This window comes from Actinacidiphila acididurans (assembly GCF_016918855.1).
GTDB lineage: Bacteria > Actinomycetota > Actinomycetes > Streptomycetales > Streptomycetaceae > Actinacidiphila > Actinacidiphila acididurans.
Window position 1 is genome coordinate 21,100 of sequence record NZ_JADKYB010000040.1, and the last position, 18,130, is coordinate 39,229.

14 protein-coding genes are annotated in these 18,130 nt (G+C 73.4%); 2 read left to right on the forward strand and 12 right to left on the reverse strand.

Going from position 1 to position 18,130, the window contains the following annotated elements:
* Nucleotides 1–285 precede the first annotated feature (285 nt).
* The 7 genes from pheT to infC all read right to left on the reverse strand — a co-directional run bounded on the left by pheT (nucleotide 286) and on the right by infC (nucleotide 7,976).
* Nucleotides 286–2,850, reverse strand: coding sequence for a phenylalanine--tRNA ligase subunit beta (gene pheT / locus ITX44_RS39445; RefSeq protein WP_205364700.1), 2,565 nt, complete (start codon nucleotides 2,848–2,850; stop codon nucleotides 286–288).
* Nucleotides 2,850–3,980: a phenylalanine--tRNA ligase subunit alpha gene (pheS, locus tag ITX44_RS39450; RefSeq protein ID WP_205364702.1), complete on the reverse strand. Its 1,131-nt coding sequence runs from the start codon at nucleotides 3,978–3,980 to the stop codon at nucleotides 2,850–2,852. The genes pheT and pheS overlap by 1 nt, the downstream gene beginning before the upstream one ends.
* A gap of 148 nt (nucleotides 3,981–4,128) precedes the next feature.
* Nucleotides 4,129–5,337, reverse strand: a complete 1,209-nt coding sequence (locus ITX44_RS39455) for a sensor histidine kinase (protein WP_205364733.1) — start codon at nucleotides 5,335–5,337, stop codon at nucleotides 4,129–4,131.
* A 51-nt stretch (nucleotides 5,338–5,388) separates the two neighbouring features.
* Complete coding sequence (locus ITX44_RS39460) at nucleotides 5,389–6,246, reverse strand: TrmH family RNA methyltransferase (protein ID WP_205364704.1); 858 nt, start codon at nucleotides 6,244–6,246, stop codon at nucleotides 5,389–5,391.
* 200 nt (nucleotides 6,247–6,446) lie between these two features.
* On the reverse strand, nucleotides 6,447–6,830 hold the full coding sequence (rplT, locus tag ITX44_RS39465; RefSeq protein WP_093786623.1) for a 50S ribosomal protein L20: 384 nt from the start codon (nucleotides 6,828–6,830) through the stop codon (nucleotides 6,447–6,449).
* A 99-nt stretch (nucleotides 6,831–6,929) separates the two neighbouring features.
* Nucleotides 6,930–7,124, reverse strand: coding sequence for a 50S ribosomal protein L35 (gene rpmI, locus ITX44_RS39470; RefSeq protein WP_205364705.1), 195 nt, complete (start codon nucleotides 7,122–7,124; stop codon nucleotides 6,930–6,932).
* A gap of 207 nt (nucleotides 7,125–7,331) precedes the next feature.
* A complete protein-coding gene (gene infC / locus ITX44_RS39475; protein WP_205364735.1) occupies nucleotides 7,332–7,976 on the reverse strand; it encodes a translation initiation factor IF-3 in 645 nt (214 codons plus the stop codon).
* 351 nt (nucleotides 7,977–8,327) lie between these two features.
* Between infC and ITX44_RS39480 the strand changes: the two genes are divergently transcribed.
* Nucleotides 8,328–8,729, forward strand: coding sequence for a DUF1844 domain-containing protein (locus ITX44_RS39480; protein WP_205364707.1), 402 nt, complete (start codon nucleotides 8,328–8,330; stop codon nucleotides 8,727–8,729).
* A gap of 57 nt (nucleotides 8,730–8,786) precedes the next feature.
* Here the strand turns inward: ITX44_RS39480 and ITX44_RS39485 are convergent, their stop codons facing one another.
* The 4 genes from ITX44_RS39485 to ITX44_RS39500 form a co-directional block, all read right to left on the reverse strand.
* A complete protein-coding gene (locus ITX44_RS39485) occupies nucleotides 8,787–9,578 on the reverse strand; it encodes an MIP family channel protein (RefSeq protein ID WP_205364709.1) in 792 nt (263 codons plus the stop codon).
* A gap of 285 nt (nucleotides 9,579–9,863) precedes the next feature.
* Nucleotides 9,864–10,601: an SseB family protein gene (locus tag ITX44_RS39490; protein WP_205364711.1), complete on the reverse strand. Its 738-nt coding sequence runs from the start codon at nucleotides 10,599–10,601 to the stop codon at nucleotides 9,864–9,866.
* 573 nt (nucleotides 10,602–11,174) lie between these two features.
* Complete coding sequence (gene mycP, locus ITX44_RS39495; protein ID WP_205364718.1) at nucleotides 11,175–12,425, reverse strand: type VII secretion-associated serine protease mycosin; 1,251 nt, start codon at nucleotides 12,423–12,425, stop codon at nucleotides 11,175–11,177.
* The gene (locus ITX44_RS39500) at nucleotides 12,425–13,246 is read right to left on the reverse strand and encodes a hypothetical protein (protein WP_205364719.1); all 822 of its coding nucleotides are present in this window, start codon (nucleotides 13,244–13,246) and stop codon (nucleotides 12,425–12,427) included. The genes mycP and ITX44_RS39500 overlap by 1 nt, the downstream gene beginning before the upstream one ends.
* Nucleotides 13,247–14,482: 1,236 nt before the next feature.
* On the opposite strand from ITX44_RS39500, the gene ITX44_RS39505 reads away from it, so the two are divergent.
* The gene (locus tag ITX44_RS39505; RefSeq protein WP_236062470.1) at nucleotides 14,483–16,099 is read left to right on the forward strand and encodes a purple acid phosphatase family protein; all 1,617 of its coding nucleotides are present in this window, start codon (nucleotides 14,483–14,485) and stop codon (nucleotides 16,097–16,099) included.
* Between the two features lie 74 nt (nucleotides 16,100–16,173).
* Here the strand turns inward: ITX44_RS39505 and ITX44_RS39510 are convergent, their stop codons facing one another.
* Entirely contained in the window at nucleotides 16,174–17,796 is a 1,623-nt protein-coding gene (locus tag ITX44_RS39510; RefSeq protein WP_205364725.1) for a cellulose binding domain-containing protein, read from the reverse strand.
* Nucleotides 17,797–18,130: the final 334 nt, after the last annotated feature.

Consider the following 18,130-nt stretch of genomic DNA (forward strand, 5'->3'; position numbering starts at 1 on the left):
GGGCCGCGGCTGCGCCGCGAGGGCTCGCCGGGAGTAGTCAGGGGCGCGGGGATCACGCGCGGTGCGACCGGAGTACCCAGGGGCGCGGGGAACTGCGCGAGCAACCACATGCGGCCGGTGGTCCGGATGCGACAGCAACTGCCCCTTCGGGTCGGTGACGACCCGCGGCCCGGTGGTGGGCTTGTCGCGCAGTTCCCCGCGCCCCTGCGGGGGCGCTTCCGGCGAACCGGGCCGCCGGCGGGTGTACCCCCGGCGTGGGGGTACACCCGGCGGACCGTCGCAGGATCAGGCGCCGCGCAGGATGGCGCCGGTGCGCTCGGCGGCAGCCGAAATGGCGGCGTCGCGGGCCGCGGAAGCTTCTTCCGCGGTCAGGGTGCGGTCGGGGGCGCGGAAGCGGAGGGCGTAGGCGAGGGATTTGCGGCCCTCGCCGATTTGGGGGCCGGTGAAGATGTCGAAGAGGCGGAGGGATTCGAGCAGGTCACCGGCGCCGTCGCGCAGGGCGGACTCGACGGCGGCGGCCGGGACCGTGCCGTCGACGACCAGGGCGACGTCCTGGGTGGCCACCGGGAAGGTGGAGACCCGCGGGCCGGAGACGCGGCCGGTGCCGGCCCGCTCGATGAGGTCGAGGTCGACCTCCATCGCGCTGACCCGGTCCGGCAGGCCCAGGGCCTTGGTGACGCGGGGGTGCAGCTCGCCGGCGTGGCCGATCAGCAGCTCGGTGCCGTCGGCGGCGTCCGTGGCGTACAAGGCGGCGCACCGGCCCGGGTGGTAGGGGGCGTACTGCGCCTGGCGCACGGTCAGCTCGACGTTGGCCTCACGCGCCACCGTACGGGCCGCCTCGATCGCGTCGGCCCAGGTCTCCGGGTGGCCCGCGCCCCACCAGCCGGACCGCTCCCGGGCGCCGGCCAGCACGACGGCCGCCCGCCGGGGCTGGTCGGGCAGGGCGGCCTGAACCGCGGCCAGCTCGTCCGCGGTGGGACGGCGGTCGACCGGGAGCCGGGGCGGCCGGGCCGGGCCGTTCTTGGTGCCCTCCTTGGGCAGGAAGACCAGGCCGGTCTCGAACAGGGCCAGGTCGTGGCTGCCGCGCCCGTCGTTGCGGCGCAGTGTGGCCAGCAGCCCGGGCAGCATGGTGGTGCGCAGCACGGGCTCGGTGTCGTAGAGCGGATTGGCGAGCCGTACGGCCCGGCGCCGGTCGTCGTCCCCGTCCAGGCCGAGCTGGTCGAAGACCTCGGTGCCGACGAAGGGGTAGCTGGGGGCCTCCGCGTAGCCGGCGCCGGCAAGGGCACGGCCGATGCGGCGGCGCAGGAGCTGCCCGTCGGTCAGGCCGCGGCCGGAGGGCAGCCGGGGCAGGGTGGAGGGCAGGTTCTCGTAGCCCTCCAGCCGGATGACCTCTTCGGCCAGGTCATTGGGGTAGGACAGGTCCGGGCGCCAGCTCGGCACGGTGACGATCAGCTCGTCGACCTCCTGGCCGGAGGTGCCGGTGAACCCGTCGGCGTACGTGCCGCGGACGTGGCAGCCGATCTCCTGGAGCCGGCGGACCACGGTCTCGCGCCCGTACACGGTGCCCGCCACCCGGTCGGGGTGGTCGGCGGCCATGGTGATCGTGCGCGGCTGCGAGGGCGTGGCGATCTCGGTGACGCCGGGCTCGGCGTGGCCGCCGGCCAGCAGCACCAGCAGGTCGACCACCCGCTGGGCGGCGGCGGAGGTGGCCAGCGGGTCGGTGCCGCGCTCGAAGCGGCGGGACGCCTCGGAGCCCAGCTTGTGCCGGCGGGCGGTACGGGCGATGGACACCGGGTGGAAGTGGGCGGCCTCGACCACGATCTCGGTGGTGCCGGAGTCCTCGCCGAACTCGGCGATCTCGGTGTGGGCGCCGCCCATCACGCCGGCCAGGCCGATGGGGCCGCGCTCGTCGGTGATGACCAGGTCCGAGGGGTCCAGGACGCGCTCGACGCCGTCGAGGGTGGTGAGCTTCTCGCCGGGCTCGGCGCGGCGCACCCCGATGGCGCCGGTCAGCCGGCTGCGGTCGTACGCGTGCAGCGGCTGGCCGACCTCGAACATCACGTAGTTGGTGATGTCCACGGCGAGCGAGATCGGGCGCACCCCGACCTTCTGGAGCCGGCGCTGGAGCCAGATCGGCGAGCGGGCGCCCGGGTCGATGCCGACGACGGTCCGGGCGGTGAAGCGGTCGCAGCCGGTCGGGTCGGCCACCTCGACCGGGTAGCCGATGGCGTTGGGCGCCGGCACGTCCAGCAGTGCCGGGTCGCGCAGCGGCAGCCCGTACGCGGTGGCGGCCTCGCGGGCGACGCCGCGCATGGACAGGGCGTAGCCGCGGTCGGGGGTGACCGCGATGTCCAGGACCTCGTCGACCAGTTCCAGCAGCGCGATCGCGTCGGTGCCGGCCTCGTGCTCGGGCGGCAGGACGATGATGCCGTCGTGGTCGTCGCCCATGCCCAGCTCGCGGGCGGAGCAGATCATGCCGTGCGAGACCCGGCCGTAGGTCTTGCGGGCGGCGATCCGGAAGTCGCCGGGCAGCACGCCGCCGGGCAGGATCACCACGACCTTGTCGCCGACCGCGAAGTTGCGGGCGCCGCACACGATCTCCTGCGGGTCACCCGTGCCGTTGGCTTTACCGACGTCGACCGTGCAGAAGCGGATCGGCTTCTTGAAGCCCTCCAGCTCCTCGATGGTCAGCACCTCGCCGACGACCAGCGGCCCGGCCAGACCCGCGCCGAGCTGCTCGACGGTCTCGACCTCCAGGCCGGCGGAAATGAGCTTGGCCTGGACGTCGCGGCCGGTCGCACCGGCGGGCAGGTCGACGTACTCCCGCAGCCAAGAAAGCGGGACCCGCATCAGATCTCCATCCCGAACGGAAGGGTGAAGCGCACGTCACCCTCGACGATGTCTCGCATGTCCTCGACGTTGTGGCGGAACATCAGCATCCGCTCGATGCCGAAGCCGAACGCGAAGCCGCTGTACTTCTCCGGGTCGACGCCGCAGGCGATGAGCACCTTGGGGTTGACCATCCCGCAGCCGCCCAGCTCGATCCAGCCCTCGGACGCGCAGGTGCGGCAGGGCCGGTCGGGGTTGCCCACGGACTCGCCGCGGCAGACGTAGCAGAGCATGTCCATCTCGGCGGACGGCTCGGTGAACGGGAAGTGGTTGGGCCGCAGCCGGGTGGTCATGCCCTCGCCGAACAGGGAGACCACCATGTGGTCGAGGGTGCCCTTGAGGTCGGCCATGGTCAGGCCCTCGTCCACGGCCAGCAGCTCGACCTGGTGGAAGACCGGGGTGTGGGTGGCGTCCAGGGCGTCCGGGCGGTAGACCCGGCCGGGGCAGATCACGTACACCGGCAGGTCGCGGGTGACCAGGGAGCGCACCTGCACCGGGGAGGTGTGGGTGCGCAGGACGACGCCGGACTCCTCGAGGGCCGCGGGGTCCTCGGTGTCCTGTACGAAGAAGGTGTCCTGCGGGCCGCGGGCCGGGTGGTCGGGCGGGAAGTTCAGCGCGTCGAAGTTGAACCACTCGGCCTCGATCTCGGGGCCTTCGGCGACCTCGTAGCCCATGGCCACGAAGATGTCCTCGATGCGGTCGCTCAGCGTGGTCAGCGGGTGGCGGGCGCCGGCCGGGCGACGGTCGTAGGGCAGGGTGACGTCGACCGTCTCCTCCGCGAGCACCCGGGCGTCCCGCTCGGCCTCCAGCTCGGTCTGGCGGGCGGCGAGCGCCTGGTTGACCGCGCCGCGGGCCTGGCCGACCCGCTTGCCGGCGTCGGCCTTGGCGTGCGGCGGCAGGGCGCCGATCTCCCGGTTGGCCAGCGCCAGCGGCGAGGTGCCGCCGGTGTGCGCGGTCTTGACGTGAGTGAGCGCGTCCAGGTCGGCGGCGGCCGCGATCGCGGCCAGCGCCTGATCGCGCATCCGCTCGATCGCCTCCGGCTTGAGCGCCTCGACCTCGACAGGGTCGTACGACTTGTTGGGTGCCGACATCTCTTCCCGTTCCGATGCGGTTGCGTGTGCGGCTCAGCCAGGCCGGACACATGCCAGCCTTGAGTCTAGTGGGGCCGCGACGACTGTCTGCTGCGCCCATGTGGGCGGCTGCCGAGCCCGTCGGGGGCTACGGTCCCCGCGCGGCGGCTCAGGCCAGGAACGCGGGTGCCCCGACGGGCAGGATAAATCGGAACTGGGCGCCGCCGCCGGGCGCGCGGCCGACCGAGATGGCGCCGCCGTGGGCTTCCACGATCCCCTTGACGATGTACAGGCCCAGCCCGGTGCCGCCGCGCTTGCTGCCGCGCCAGAAGCGGGTGAAGACGCGGCCCATCGACTCCTCGGGGATGCCGGGGCCTTCGTCGCTCACGGTGACTGCCGTTCCCCGTGTCGTACGGTCGCCGCCGGTGGCCGGGGCGGGGGTCACTTCCATGGTGACGGTTCCCGCGCCGTGGCGCACCGCGTTTTCCAGCAGGTTGCCGAGGATCTGGTCGACCTTGTCGGGGTCGGCCCACAGCGGCGGCAGCGGGCCGGTCACCTTGAGGGCGAACCGCTCGGCGGGCTGGCCGGCGGCGACGTGCCCGTCCACGTGGCGGCGCAGCGCGGCCGGCATGTCCACCGGCTGGCGGCGCACCTCCAGCCGGCCGGAGTCGATGCGGGAGATGTCGAGGAGTTCGGCGATCAGCCGGGTGACCCGGTTGGCGTCGGCGTCGACCGTCTCCAGCATGACCTTCTTCTGGTCGTCGGTGAACCGCTCCCACTTGGCCAGCAGCGTGGCGGTGAAGCCCTTGACGGAGGTGAGCGGGGAGCGCAGTTCGTGGGCGACGGTGGCGATGAGCTCGGCGTGGCTGCGCTCGGTGCGGCGCCGGGCCTCGGTGCCGCGCAGGGTGACCACCAGCCGCCGGACCGGTCCGCGCGGGTACTGCCGTACGTAGCGGGCGGAGACCAGCACTTCGCGGCCGCCGGGCAGCAGCAGGTTCCGCTCGGGCTGGCCGACCCGGATGGCCAGGCCCCCGTAGGGGTCGGTGAGCGGCCACCAGCGGCGGCCCTCCAGGTCCTCCAGCGGCAGTGCCTGCTCCACCGGCAGGCCGAGCACGTCGCGCGGGCGCAGTGCGGTGATGCGGACGGCGGCGGCGTTGAAGCAGATCACCCGGCGGTCCTCGTCGGCGATCAGCAGGCCGTCGGGCAGGTCGTCGGGGTCGATGCCCAGGGTGTCCAGGTGGTCCACGGTGTCACGTCGGTCGGGGGCGGGCGGGACTGCGTGCCGGGGGACGAGCGCCGTCGCGCCGTCCGGCGCGGCTTTCGGGCCGACCGGCACCGGCCGGTCCACGAGCGCGCCGCGCGCGCTTTTCTGCGGCATGAGGTCCATACCCCGCCACCCCCCTTTCAGGGCCCCCGGGCCGCCACCCTACTAGCTGGACGTCACGCTGCGGCACCCTCCGGGCGCGCGCTGCGCCCGAGCGGACGCATACAGGCACACGGCGGCGGCGGTGGCGAGGTTCAGGCTCTCAGCGCGCCCGTGGATGGGTACGCGTACCACCGCGTCCGCCAGCGCCCGGGTCTCCTCGGGCAGGCCCCAGGCCTCGTTGCCGAAGACCCAGGCGGTGGGGCCGCCCATGGCGTCCCGGTCGAGTTCGGTGTCCAGGTCGTGGTCACCGGCGCCGTCCGCGGCGAGCACGCGTACGCCCGCGGCGCGCAGCCCGGCGACGGCCTGCGCCACCGGGACGCCGACCGCGACGGGCAGGTGGAAGAGGCTGCCGGCCGAGGCGCGGACCGCCTTGGGGTTGTACAGGTCCACCGAGGCGTCGGTGAGCACCACCGCGTCCGCCCCGGCGGCGTCCGCGCAGCGCAGCACGGTGCCGGCGTTGCCGGGGTCCCGCACGTGCGCCAGGACCGCGACCAGCCTGGGCCGGGCGGCGAGCAGGGCGTCCAGCGGAGTGTCCAGGAAGCGGCACACACCGACCAGACCCTGCGGGGTGACGGTGTCGGAGATCTCGGCGATCACCTGCGGGGTGGCGGTGAGCACCGGCGCGCCGGCCGCGCGGGCCGCCGCGATCAGGTCCGGGTGGCGTTCGGCGGCCTCGGGCGTGGCGTACAGCTCGATCAGGGTCCGCTCGCCGCCGGTGCCGCGGTGCGCCACCGCCTCCCGTACCGCCTGCGGTCCCTCGGCGAGGAAGCGCCGTTCCTTGCCCCGGAAGCTCCGTTTGGCCAGCCGGTGCGCGGCGGTCACGCGCGCCGACCGCAGGGACGTCAGCTCGGGCTGGGCCATGGGCTCGGTTTCCTGGGTGCGGGAGGGGCTGATACGGGGGTGTCGGGGTGTGTACGGCTGCGGCGTACGGCATCGCGTACGGCGCGGGTGCCAGGCACGGCGCGGGCCCGCGGGCGGTGTGCCCGCGGGCCCGGAGCCCTGCTCTGCCGTGCGCCGTGGCGCGGCCGCGCAAAAACCGTGCCGAACCGTGCCGAAAGCGGTCAGGCGGCCTTGGGGGCGTTCACGTCCGCGGGCAGCGCCTTCTGGGCCACCTCCACGAGCGCGGCGAAGGCCGGCGCGTCGTTCACCGCGAGCTCGGCCAGGATCTTGCGGTCGACCTCGACGTTGGCCGCCTTGAGACCCTGGATGAAGCGGTTGTACGTGATGCCGTTGGCGCGGGCCGCGGCGTTGATCCGCTGGATCCACAGCTGGCGGAAGTCGCCCTTGCGCTTCTTGCGGTCGTTGTAGTTGTAGACCAGGGAGTGGGTGACCTGCTCCTTGGCCTTGCGGTACAGGCGGGACCGCTGACCGCGGTAGCCGCTGGCCTGCTCGAGGATCGCCCGGCGCTTCTTCTGGGCGTTGACTGCCCGCTTGACGCGTGCCACGTGAATAACTCCTTCTGGGGGACCGCGGGAGTGCGCGCGGTCCGAAAGCGGATGGGGTCCCGATGGACGTCGGCGTGCCCCTCGCGGGGCGCGGCCCGGTCAGATGCCGAGCAGCTTCTTGACCTTCTTGGCGTCCGCCGGGGCCATCTCGGCGTTGCCCGTCAGGCGGCGCGTCTTCCGGGACGGCTTGTGCTCCAGCAGGTGGCGCTTGCCGGCACGCTCACGCAGCACCTTGCCGGAACCGGTGATCTTGAAGCGCTTGCTGGTGCCGCTGTGGCTCTTGTTCTTCGGCATGGCGCCGTGGTCTCCTCGTCGCTGGCCCTCCCGGCCGCCGTGAAGGCGTACGGAGAGCGTCAGTTCTGCACGGTTGTGCACCGTCTGCATAAACGGACCCGGAGCCCGGGGGCTCCGGGAAGTGTTCTCGTGCCGGTCGGCCGGCATGTCCTGCTCGATCCGGTCCGATGCGGCTCGGTCCAGTCCGATCCCGGCGGGTCGTACCGGTCAGCCCGCGTCGGCCGGGGCTTCGGCCTGGGCCTGCGAGTCCGCCGTCTCGTCGTCGGACTCGTCCTGGCGACCCGATTCGCGAGCGACGTACGCCGCGCGGGCCTCCCGGGCCTCGGCCATGGCCTCGGTCTTCTTCTTGTGCGGACCCAGGACCATGATCATGTTGCGGCCGTCCTGCTTGGGGTTCGACTCGACGAAGCCGAGCTCCTGGACGTCCTCGGCGAGCCGCTGCAACAACCGGTAGCCGAGCTCCGGCCGGGACTGCTCGCGTCCGCGGAACATGATCGTGATCTTGACCTTGTCGCCCTGCTTGAGGAACCGGACGACGTGACCCTTCTTGGTGTCGTAGTCGTGCGGGTCGATCTTCGGCCGGAGCTTCATCTCCTTGATGACCGTGTGCGCCTGGTTCTTGCGCGCCTCACGGGCCTTCATGGCCGACTCGTACTTGAACTTCCCGTAGTCCATGAGCTTGCACACAGGCGGACGGGCGTTCGCCGCGACCTCGACCAGGTCGAGGTCGTACTCCTGCGCAAGCTCCAGGGCCTTGGCAAGCGGCACGATGCCGACCTGCTCGCCACTGGGACCGACAAGTCGCACCTCGGGAACGCGAATCCGGTCGTTGATGCGGGGCTCGGCGCTGATGGGGCCTCCTCGGTTGCACCACGCGGCTGACTGGCCGACAGTCGCGCTTGATTCTCTGTCTCGTCCGACCCCGTACCCCGGGCGCGAAAAACGCCCCGTACGGTACACAGGCGGGGCTCCTCACAACCGGGAGCACCGTCGCGTTATTCCGCGGGGCGCACGGACGGCATCGAATCAGCGGTGCTGACCTGACCGTCTGACCGGAACCCGTCGGCCTTTCCGGCCGATCAGGTGGGAGATCGGAGCCTCCACTTGCTGGCCGGACACGCTGTTGTCCGACCGGTCGTCCTTCCACTGTAGCAGCGACGGGCCAAAGGCCGTAATCGACCGGACGGGGCATATCGTGTGCGCATGAGCGACGCACCCGCCCCTGTCTCCGCCCCCTCGCCCGGTTCCGTGTCCGATGCCGGTGCCCCGGCGCCCGACGACGCCGCCATGACCCGCGACATCATCGAGGTGCCCGCGGTCGAGGTCATCAGCACGACGGCCGTCCACCTGATGAGCGCGGCGGCGGTGCACCTGGGCCTGGCCGACGACGCCGCGGACCACAAGGACCTGGACGAAGCGCGCAAGCTCATCCAGGCGCTGGCCGGCCTGGTCACGGCGAGCGCGGGCGACCTCGGCACCTTCCACGCGGCGCCGCTGCGGGACGGCCTGAAGTCCCTGCAGCTCGCCTTTCGCGAGGCCTCCCTGATCCCGGACGCGCCGGGCGAGGGCCCGGGCGAGAAGTACACCGGGCCGGTCTACGGCTGATCCGTCTCTGGGGGCGATACGGGGCCGGTCCACGGCTGACCGTCCCCCGCCCCCGGGCTACGGCCGGTCGTTCCCGGCGGCCTCGTCGCGGACGATCGCCTCGGCCTCTTCCGCCTCGATGGCCGCCGCCCGCGCCGCCTTCAGTGCCTCCAGGGCGGGGTGCGTGGCCTGGTGGACGACGGCCGCGAGTGCCCCGCCGACCAGGGGCGCGAGCAGGAACAGCCACACCTGGGCGAGTGCGGGGCCGCCGGCGAAGACCGCCGGGCCGAAGCTGCGGGCGGGGTTCACCCCGGTGCCGGTGAGCGGTATGCCGATCAGGTGGATCACCGCCAGGGCGAGGCCGATGGGCAGCCCGTCGAAGCCGACCACGGCTATCCGGTGGGTGACCGCGAGCCACACGTAGACCAGCAGGAAGGTCAGGATCACCTCGGCGACGAAAGCGCCGAAGATGTTGATGCCCACCGCCGAGCGGTAGCCGTAGCCGTTGGTGCCGAAGGCGCCGTGCGTGCGCAGGCCGGGCACCTGCTTGGCGACCAGCAGCAGGAGGGCGGCGCCCGCGATGCCGCCCAGCATCTGGGCCACCCAGTACTCGACCGCGCGGCGCAGGCCGATCCGGCCGGCCACCAGCATGCCCAGCGTGACCGCCGGGTTCACGTGGCTGCCGGAGACCGGGCCGAAGGTGTAGCACAGGGCCAGCAGCACGAAGCCGAAGGCCAGGGCGATACCGAGGGTGCCGATGTACTCGCCGGACAGGACCGCGGCGCCCACCGCGAAGAAGACCAGCAGCAGCGTGCCCAGGAACTCGCAGGTCACCGTGCGTGTGTCCGTCGGGACGAACCGCCTGTCCATCCGGGCCTCCCTCATCCGTGCGTGGTACGTGCCGGGGCGCGCGTCTTGCGCACCCGGCGTGCCCGGCGCGTCACGAGCCTCTCGTGCGTTCGTCTCGTGCGTCCGTCTCGTGCGTTCGCGTCGTGCCAGGTGATGATCACACGTATCTGCCTGCGGTTGCGGACCCCGGACGATGCGCGCGTTCGGGATGCTCCCGGCATTTCATGCATAGTGCGCAGGGGCCGGGCCCGCCCGCGCGGGGCCCGCATGCGGGCGTCGCCCGCCGGTCCCCGTAACGCCCCGCGCTCAGCGGGCGAACAGCGGGTCCCCGGGCACCTGGACGTCCGGCGGCAGCAGCGCCAGGTCCAGGCCGCGGACCAGGGCGGCCCGCAGCACCTCGTCGGCGGCCAGCGCGGTGGCGATGGCCTGCCCGGTGGCGGCTGCGTCCGCGTCGGGCGCCAGCACCAGGCCGAGCGTGCCGTCGCTGTCCGCCCGCCCGGCCGTCAGGTGCGCGCGGACGATCCCGGGTTCGGCGGCCACCGCGGCCCGCAGCGCCTCGCGTACCGCGGGGTCCGCCACGGGCGGCCGGCGGCCGGGGCCCAGCAGCGCGGCCCGCAGCGCCGGGCCGGTCAGCTCGTACGTCACCGGTCCGGCCAGGTCCACCAGCAGCGTGTCGGCGCCCTCTTGGGCGAGTGCCGCGAGTGCCTGGGCCAGCGGTACGGCCACCGGGCGCGCGTCCGCGCGCCACCGGGCCAGCGCCTTGACGGAGGTGAACACCGGCAGTGCCCTGCGCCCGTCCGGGGCCTGGAGGGTCGGCACCGCCATGTCGCTGGTCTTCTCCCTGGCCAGGCCGTCCGGCCCGGTCTCGGCCTCGCCCAGCACGGCGACCACCGGCACCATCAGCCGCGCGGAGTGCAGCGCCTCGACGACGGCCGGCTCGGTGTCGCGGTCCGCCGACCAGGCGGCCAGCGCGGCTGCCAGGGCAGGGTCCGCGGTGCCGTCGTCGTCGGGGAAGCCGGGGTCCGGGATGTTCTTCAGCGCCACGGCCGAAACCCTATCCGGGCGGCCGGCTGCGCCCGGTGGCGGGCCCTGGGTACGCGGGAGCGTCTGCTGGCCGGCGGCGGACCCGTACCTCACTCTCGTCCGGAACCGGAACCGTACGTCAGCACCGGCTTGTGCGGACGCGCGCCGCCCTCACCCGACCGGGACCCGTACAGCACGCCACGTCCCGGACCGGACCCGTACCTCAGCAGCCGCCCGCGCCGGCGCGCAGCCCCCACCTGACCGGGGCCCGTACACCACGCCTCGTCCCGACCAAAGCCATACGTCAGCACCGGCTTGCGCGGACGCGCGCCGCCCTCACCCGACCGGGACCCGTACAGCACGCCACGTCCCGGACCGGACCCGTACCTCAGCAGCCGCCCGCGCCGGCGCGCAGCCCCCACCTGACCGGGGCCCGTACACCACGCCTCGCCCGGACCAAAGCCATACGTCAGCAGTGGCCCATGCGGGCGCGCGCCGCCCTCACCCGACCGGGACCCGTACGGCACGCCACGTCCGGGACGGGGCCCGTACCTCAGCAGCGGCCGCGTGCGTGGGCCTCGTCCGGAGCGGCTCTCACCTGATCGGGGCCCGGCGGCGGGGCCGGAGCCACAGCAGGGCCGCCACCGCGACCAGGCCCGCGCCCGCCAGGGCGAAGACGGTGGCCACGCCGTCGCCGAGCACTTGGTCGGGGTCGGCGGGGCGGGGTACGAGGGCGGGGCCGGGCCCGAAGTAGCGGTGCGGGTAGGTGACGGCGGCGGGGACGGCCGGGCCCGGGGTGAGTTTGCGGGCCGCGGCCAGGGCGGCCGCCGGGTCGATCTCGCCGGTGCCGACCTCGTCGTCGCGGCCGCCCTTGGGCCGGTGCCGGGTGGTGCTCTCCAGGAGCTGCTTGATCTGCGCCGGGCTCAGCTTCGGGTAGGCCGAACGGATCAGGGCGACGGCGCCGGAGGCGTACGCGCTGGCCGCGCTGGTGCCCCAGCCCTGGTAGTAGGTGCGGTCGGGGTCGGCGATCACCACGTCCACGCCGGGCGCGGCCACCGAGGCGTACCAGCGGCGGGTGGAGAAGGGCGCGTAGGCCCCGTAGCGGTCCACCGCGGCCACCGCGATCACCCCGGGATAGGCGGCGGGGTAGGAGGAACGATCCGCCCCGTCGCCGCCGTTGCCGGCCGAGGCGACCACCACGACGCCCTTGCTCAGCGCGTACTGGATCGCGTTGTCCTCGGCGGCGACCGGCGCGGCGGTGGCGCTGTCGTCGCCGAGCGAGAGGTTGATGACGTCGGCGCCGTGGTCGGCGGCCCAGCGGATGCCGTCCGGCAGCGCGCTGCCCCGGCTGGTCCGGGCCTTGGGCCGCTGCGGGTCCTTGTCCTCGAGGATCACCCGTACCGGCAGGATGCGGGCCTGCGGGGCGATGCCCAGCACCCCCGAGGAGTCGCCCGGGCCGTGCCCGTGCCCGGCGATGATCGCGGCCATGCCGGTGCCGTGCTTGGCCCAGTAGCTGTCGCCGCGCTCGGCGCCGAAGCCGACCTCGTCCTTACCGGGCAGGACCTGGCCGGTCAGGTCCGGGTGGATAGCGTCCACGCCGGTGTCCAGGACCGCCACGGTGACGCCCTTGCCCTGCGTGGTCTGCCACGCGGTCTGCGCGTGCAGTGCGGCCAGCGCCCAGTCGGCCTGGCGCGCGGCGTCGGCGCTCGCGGGCGGGGTGGCGAGGGCGAGTGACAGTCCGGCGGCGACCAGCCCGGTCAGCAGGCGGGCGGCTCCGGCTCCCGGACGCAGTCGCGCGGCGACGAAGGCGGGAGCGGGGGCACGAAGAAGGGCGGGGCGGGGCATCACTTCTCCGTGCCGGGGGTCGTCGGGTGCAGCAGGGCGCCGACCGTGGCGTGCAGCCGGTCGTCGACGGCCGAGGCGAGGCCGGTCGCGTCGTAGCCGAGGCCGGCCTGCGCGGGCGTGGTGGTGGCGCCGTCCGCGGTGGCCTTGTCCGCGGGCTGCCGGTCCGGTACGGCGCGGCCGTCGGCGAAGCCGCTCACCGCGTACACCACGAAGGGCAGGTCGGCGGAGACCTGTACGTCCCAACTGCCGCGCTGCGGATCGCCGAAGGACGCGGCCGGGGTGCCGGGGAAGGCGACGGGCTTGGGCAGCAGGTCGCCGCGCTCGCCGAGGTGCTCGGCGGTCCACCGCTGGTTCAGTGCCCGCATCGCCGGCGCCTCGCCCGAGGTCACCAGCAGGCCCACGGTGGTCACGGTGGTCGAGGTGCTGTCCACGTACGTGGCGCGCAGCAGCCGTACGCACCCGGCGGGCGCCAGCACCCGCTGGAGCAGCGGGTCGAACGCTCCCGTGCAGCCGGTGGGCGCCGCGACCCCGATCCGGGTCCACGCCTTGTCGGCTCCGCCGGGTCCGCCCGCCGCGCCCCGGACGGTCCGCGGGAAGATCTGGTCCACCGGCGTCTCGCGCCAGACCTGCCGCGCCTTGGCGAACGCCTCGGGGCTCCCGTCCACCACCGGCGGCTCGTCCCTCGGCCCGTGATTGATCACGGCCCCCGCGACCGCTCCTCCGATCAGCCCGAGCCCCAGCACCAGACTCAACGCGGCCGCCACCCGCCGCCCCCGGGTCCCCCCGCGGTACTCCGCCCCGGCGTCACTCGGGCCGGCCACGCCTCCCGGGTACGCGGGCCCCACCCCGAATCCGCCCCCCGGCGGCACGGGCCGCGCGGGTCCGGCGGCGCTCAACGGCCGCCCGGCCGGGGGCGGCGGCACGGCGGGCGGGGTGAAGAGGGGCAACGGGGACCCGCCGGGCGCGGCCGGCGGCCGGGGCGGCGGTACGGGAGCAGCTGGAGGCGGCGGGGGCGTGCCCGGCCGGTTGCCCGGGGAGGGCGCGTCCCGCCGGTCCGCCCACTGCTGCCCGCGCGAGTCGGCGGCCGGGTACGTACCCGGCGCATCCTGTCGGTCGGTCCTCGGCGACCTCTGCGGTCCGGCCGGCGGGGACGTACGCGGTCCGTTGTCCGGGACCGGTGCGTCTGTCCGTTCGGGCCGTTCCGGCCCGCGCGGGGCGGCCGGACCACCCTGGTGATCGCGGCGCCGCAGGTCGCGGGGCTGTTCGGGGTCCTGGGAGCGGGCGGCGGCGCCCTCGCGCGCGGGCGGGACAACGCGTTGGGCCGGGTCCGGCGGCGGCATGACCGGAGCCGGGCCACCGGGAGCGGGCAGCGCGGGGCCGGACGGAGGGCCACTCGGGCGCGGCGGCACCGGGCCGTCTGCCGGGCGTTCGTCGGAATGCCGGGGCTCGGGGAGGCCGGAGTTCGAGGACGAGGGATTGCGTCCGTTGTCCACTCCGGTGCTCACCCGGCGCCCCCTCGTGACCTGTACCCGTAACGACTCCGCGTCACTTTACGGGGTCACCGCCCGCCCGGGCGCCCTCGGGCCGCCCCGCATTCCGCCCGGTTCCGACAGCCCGGGCAAATCCATCCGCCGGGCCGGGCAAACCCGCACAAGCCCCGCCCCGGATCCTCACCCCGCGCCCCGTCGCGAACCCGTATCCGCAGCCGCATCCCGCCACTTCACGGCTCGGCGCACGCGCTCGGAAAGCGTGTCGGGGGCCGCCCCTCACGAGGTCGAAGCTCGCGTCCTCCGCCGCATCAGGCGGATCGTCCGGTGGACGTGGTGGGCGGGGCCGGCCGTGATGACGGGCGCCTGCGGGGCCAGGTCGCCGGGAGTCGCCGCTCGTTGCGGTGACTGCCATCTGACGTTCATGTCTGTCCAGCCGCGCCGGTCGTCCGTGCTTCCTAGCGTCCGTGAGCGTGCGCACCGCTGGTCGGCCGCAGCTCGCTGTCAGGTTCGAACCGCTGCTGTCCGGCCGGTGTTCGACTGCACTCGAACGACGTGAAAGGCCCCGGAATGTCCGAAGAACCCAAGCAAACTCGCATCTCTCGTCGCAACGCGCTCGGCCTGTTCGGCGCGACCGTGTCCGGCGCCGCCGCCGGGCCGCTGGTCCTCGGCGCCGGAACCGCCGAGGCGGCCCCGGCGACGTCGGAGGTCACCGGTCTCACCACCGGCTCGGCCACCACCCCCGTCCAGGGCCTGCACCTGACCTTCGGCGCCGACCCGCGCAGCCAGATGGTCGTCTCGTGGGTCACCGACGCGGATGTCAAGAACCCGCGGGTCGTCTACGGCACGCTGAGTGGCGGCTTCGGCTCCACAGCGCAGGCGACGACGAAGACCTACGTGGACGGCACCTCCGGGCGGACGGTCTGGGTCCATCACGCGCTGATCAGCAAGCTCAAGGCCGACACCGACTACCTGTACGCGGCCCAGCACGACGGCGCCACCCCCGACGCCGGCACCTTCCACACGGCGCCGTCCGGCAGGGCTCCGTTCACCTTCACCAGCTTCGGCGACCAGGGTGCGCCCAGTGTGACGTGGAAGACCGGAGCGAACCCGGCCGACGCCTCGGGCCGGGACTTCGAGCCCAACGCCACGCCCGCCGCCGCCGACATCGTCACCGGCGTCGAGAAGGTCGGCCCGCTGTTCCACCTCCTCAACGGTGACCTCTGCTACGCCAACACCGGGCCCGACCGCATCCGCGTCTGGCACGACTTCCTCACCAACAACAGCCGCTCGGCGCGGTTCCGTCCGTGGATGCCGTGCGCGGGCAACCATGAGATCGAGCTGGGCAACGGCACGCTCGGCCTCGACGCGTACCAGACCTACTTCGAGCTGCCCTCGACCGAGACCCAGCCCGAGCTCGACAACCTCTGGTACTCCTTCACGGTCGGCTCGGTGAAGGTGATCTCCCTGCAGAACGACGACATCGCCCTGCAGGAGGGCGGCGACATCTACATCCACGGCTACTCCGGCGGCCGGCAGCTCGCCTGGCTGGAGCAGGAGCTCAAGTCGGCGCGGGCTTCGAAGAACATCGACTGGATCGTGGTCTGCATGCACCAGGTCATGATCAGTTCTGCGACCGCCGCGAACGGCCCCGACCTCGCGCTGCGCGCGGCGTACGGCCCGCTGTTCGACAAGTACGGCGTCGACTTGGTGGTCTGTGGCCACGAGCACGACTACGAGCGCTCGTTGGCGGTGCGCGGCGTCGTCCCCGGCAGCGTCACCCTCACACCCAACCCGAGTCAGACCGCACTCGACGTGATCGAGAGCGAGCACGGCACGACGCACATGGTCCTCGGCGGTGGCGGCGTGTCCGGCATCACCAACAACAGCTTCACCACCGACGACGCCGACGGTCACGGGCATCACTCGGCGTACGTCCAGATGGAGCACGTCGGCAAGTTCAACTCGGTCAAGGAGCAGGAGACGGCGGTCTGGATCGGCGTCCGCGACGCGCAGCATCCGTACGGCTTCGCCGAGTTCACCGTCGACCCGGGGCGTCACCCCGGTGACATGACCCGCATCTACGTCACCTACTACAACATCATCACGCCCACGGGTGAGCTGTCGGTCTTCGAGAAGTTCACGCTCGAGCGCCGTCGTAGTGACGGCGGCAACGGCCAGCACTGACCCACGGCGACCAGCGGCAGTAGTCGTCAACACCTGGGGCCGGGACGTCCTACCGGCCCCAGGAGTTGCCGGGCTCAGCCCGCGTAGGTGGCGAACAGCTTGGAGAACTGGTACGGGGTCTGCGGGATGTTCGTGCACTCGCTCAGGCCGCCGTTGCAGGCGTTGCCGTCGCGGGTGACGTCCCAGAAGCTCAGTTCGCCGAGGTGGTTCTGCTGGGCGAAGGTGAGGACCTGCTGGGCGTCGGTGGGGGTGAACACCTCGCTGGCGGTGTCGTTCTGGCCGAGCATCGGGGTGAGGCCGACCATGGCCCAGGTCTGGGCGGTGGTGAGGTTCGGCCAGACCGAGGCGATCTGGGCGCGGGTCGAGGTGGCGGCCTGGATGGCGTAGGTGCCCATCTTTCCGGACGGGCTGGGCGCGGCGCTGTCGCCGTAGTCCATGGCCATCAGGTTGACGGTGTCGACGTCGAGGTTGTGCGCCTTGGCGGAGGTCAGGACGTAGAGGCCGTCCGCGGTCAGGCCGCTGGGCAGGACCGGGAGGGTGAGCGTGACCTTGAGGTCGCGGCCCTTGGCGCGCTGTGCGGCCTGGACGGCGGCGACGGCCGTCGAGCGGCGGTCGATCGAGGCGTGGTCGGCCGCCGCGGCGCCCTCGATGTCGAAGTCGACGCGGTCCAGGGCGTAGGCGTCGACGACCTTCTGGTACTGCGCCTGCAGAGCGGTCGCGCTGGTGCAGGCGAGAGCCAGTTCGGTGCCCGCCTCGCCGCCGAAGGACGGCCGGACGTCACCGCCCATCGCGCGCAGCGCGTCGAAGTCCGCCCGGTCCCAGGCCGTCCCCGGGTCGAAGGCGTTGAACCAGCTCGCCGCGCAGCCGGTCGACCCGGCGGTGATGAAGCCGAGCGAGAACTGCCGCAGCCCGGTGGTCGAGGCGATCTGCGTCAGGTTCGGTGTCGGGTAGGCGCCGAGGTCGATGAAGGGGGCTGCCACGCCGGGCGTGGTGCCACTGCCCGCGGTCGCGCTGATCGTCGCGGAGTGCGCCGACTCGTTGTTCGAGTCGTCGAGTGCGGTCACCGAGAAGCTGTGGCTGCTGCCGGGGAGCAGCCCGGTCACCGTGAAGGTGGTGCCGGCGCCGGAGGTCGTGGCGATGACGCCGCTGCCCTCGTAGATCCGGTAGCCGACCACGCCGACGTTGTCGGTCGAGGCGTTCCAGCCCAGTGTGACGCTGCCGGGGCCGGTGGCCCGGACCGCGAGGCCGGAGGGGACCGAGGGTGCGACGGTGTCGGCGGGGACGCCGGCGCAGGGGCCGTTGTTGATCAGGCAGGCGCTCGGCTGGACGATCGAGCCGCTGTAGCTGAAGTCCATGCCGACGACGGGCGCGGAGTCACCGGGGGCGAGCGCGCCCTCCCAGGTGGGGGAGGTGATCGTGTACTGCGTCCCACTGTGGGTGAGCGTGCCGTTCCATGTGCTGGTGACGGCCTCGGTCGCGGGCAGGGTGAAGGTGATGGTCCACGAACCGACCGTATGGGTCGATTTGTTGGTGACCGTGTAGCCGCCCTCGAAGCCGGAGCCCCAGGTGGAGGTGATGCCGAAGGAGGCGATCAGACCGGTGTTGTCGGCCGCGCGGGAGGCCGGGGCGGCGACGGTGACCATGCCGCCGACCATCACGGCGGCGGTCATCGCGGCGCGCAGTGACGCACGTCTCATGCGGGTGCTCCTCGGTGGGGGGAGGCCGCGTACGGCGCCGGACCGGTACGCGGATTGCGTAACGTGATCAGGGCGGGGAGAGGCCGGGAGATGCGGGGAGAGGCGGGAGAAACCGTTCACCGGCCGGTCGTGAACCTAATCGGAAACTTTCCTTACACCTGCCTGCGTAGGGAAGAGTGACGGCCCTCGCCGGGCCGCGTCAAGGGATCCGGGCAGGATTCGTCTAGACCAGTCGCGGACCCTGCGGCCCGAATCCCCTCCCCCGCTCCGGCCGGGCGAACGGCCGCCGCGCCGGCCCGGGATGAAGCCCCCCCCCCCCCCGCCGTGTCCATTA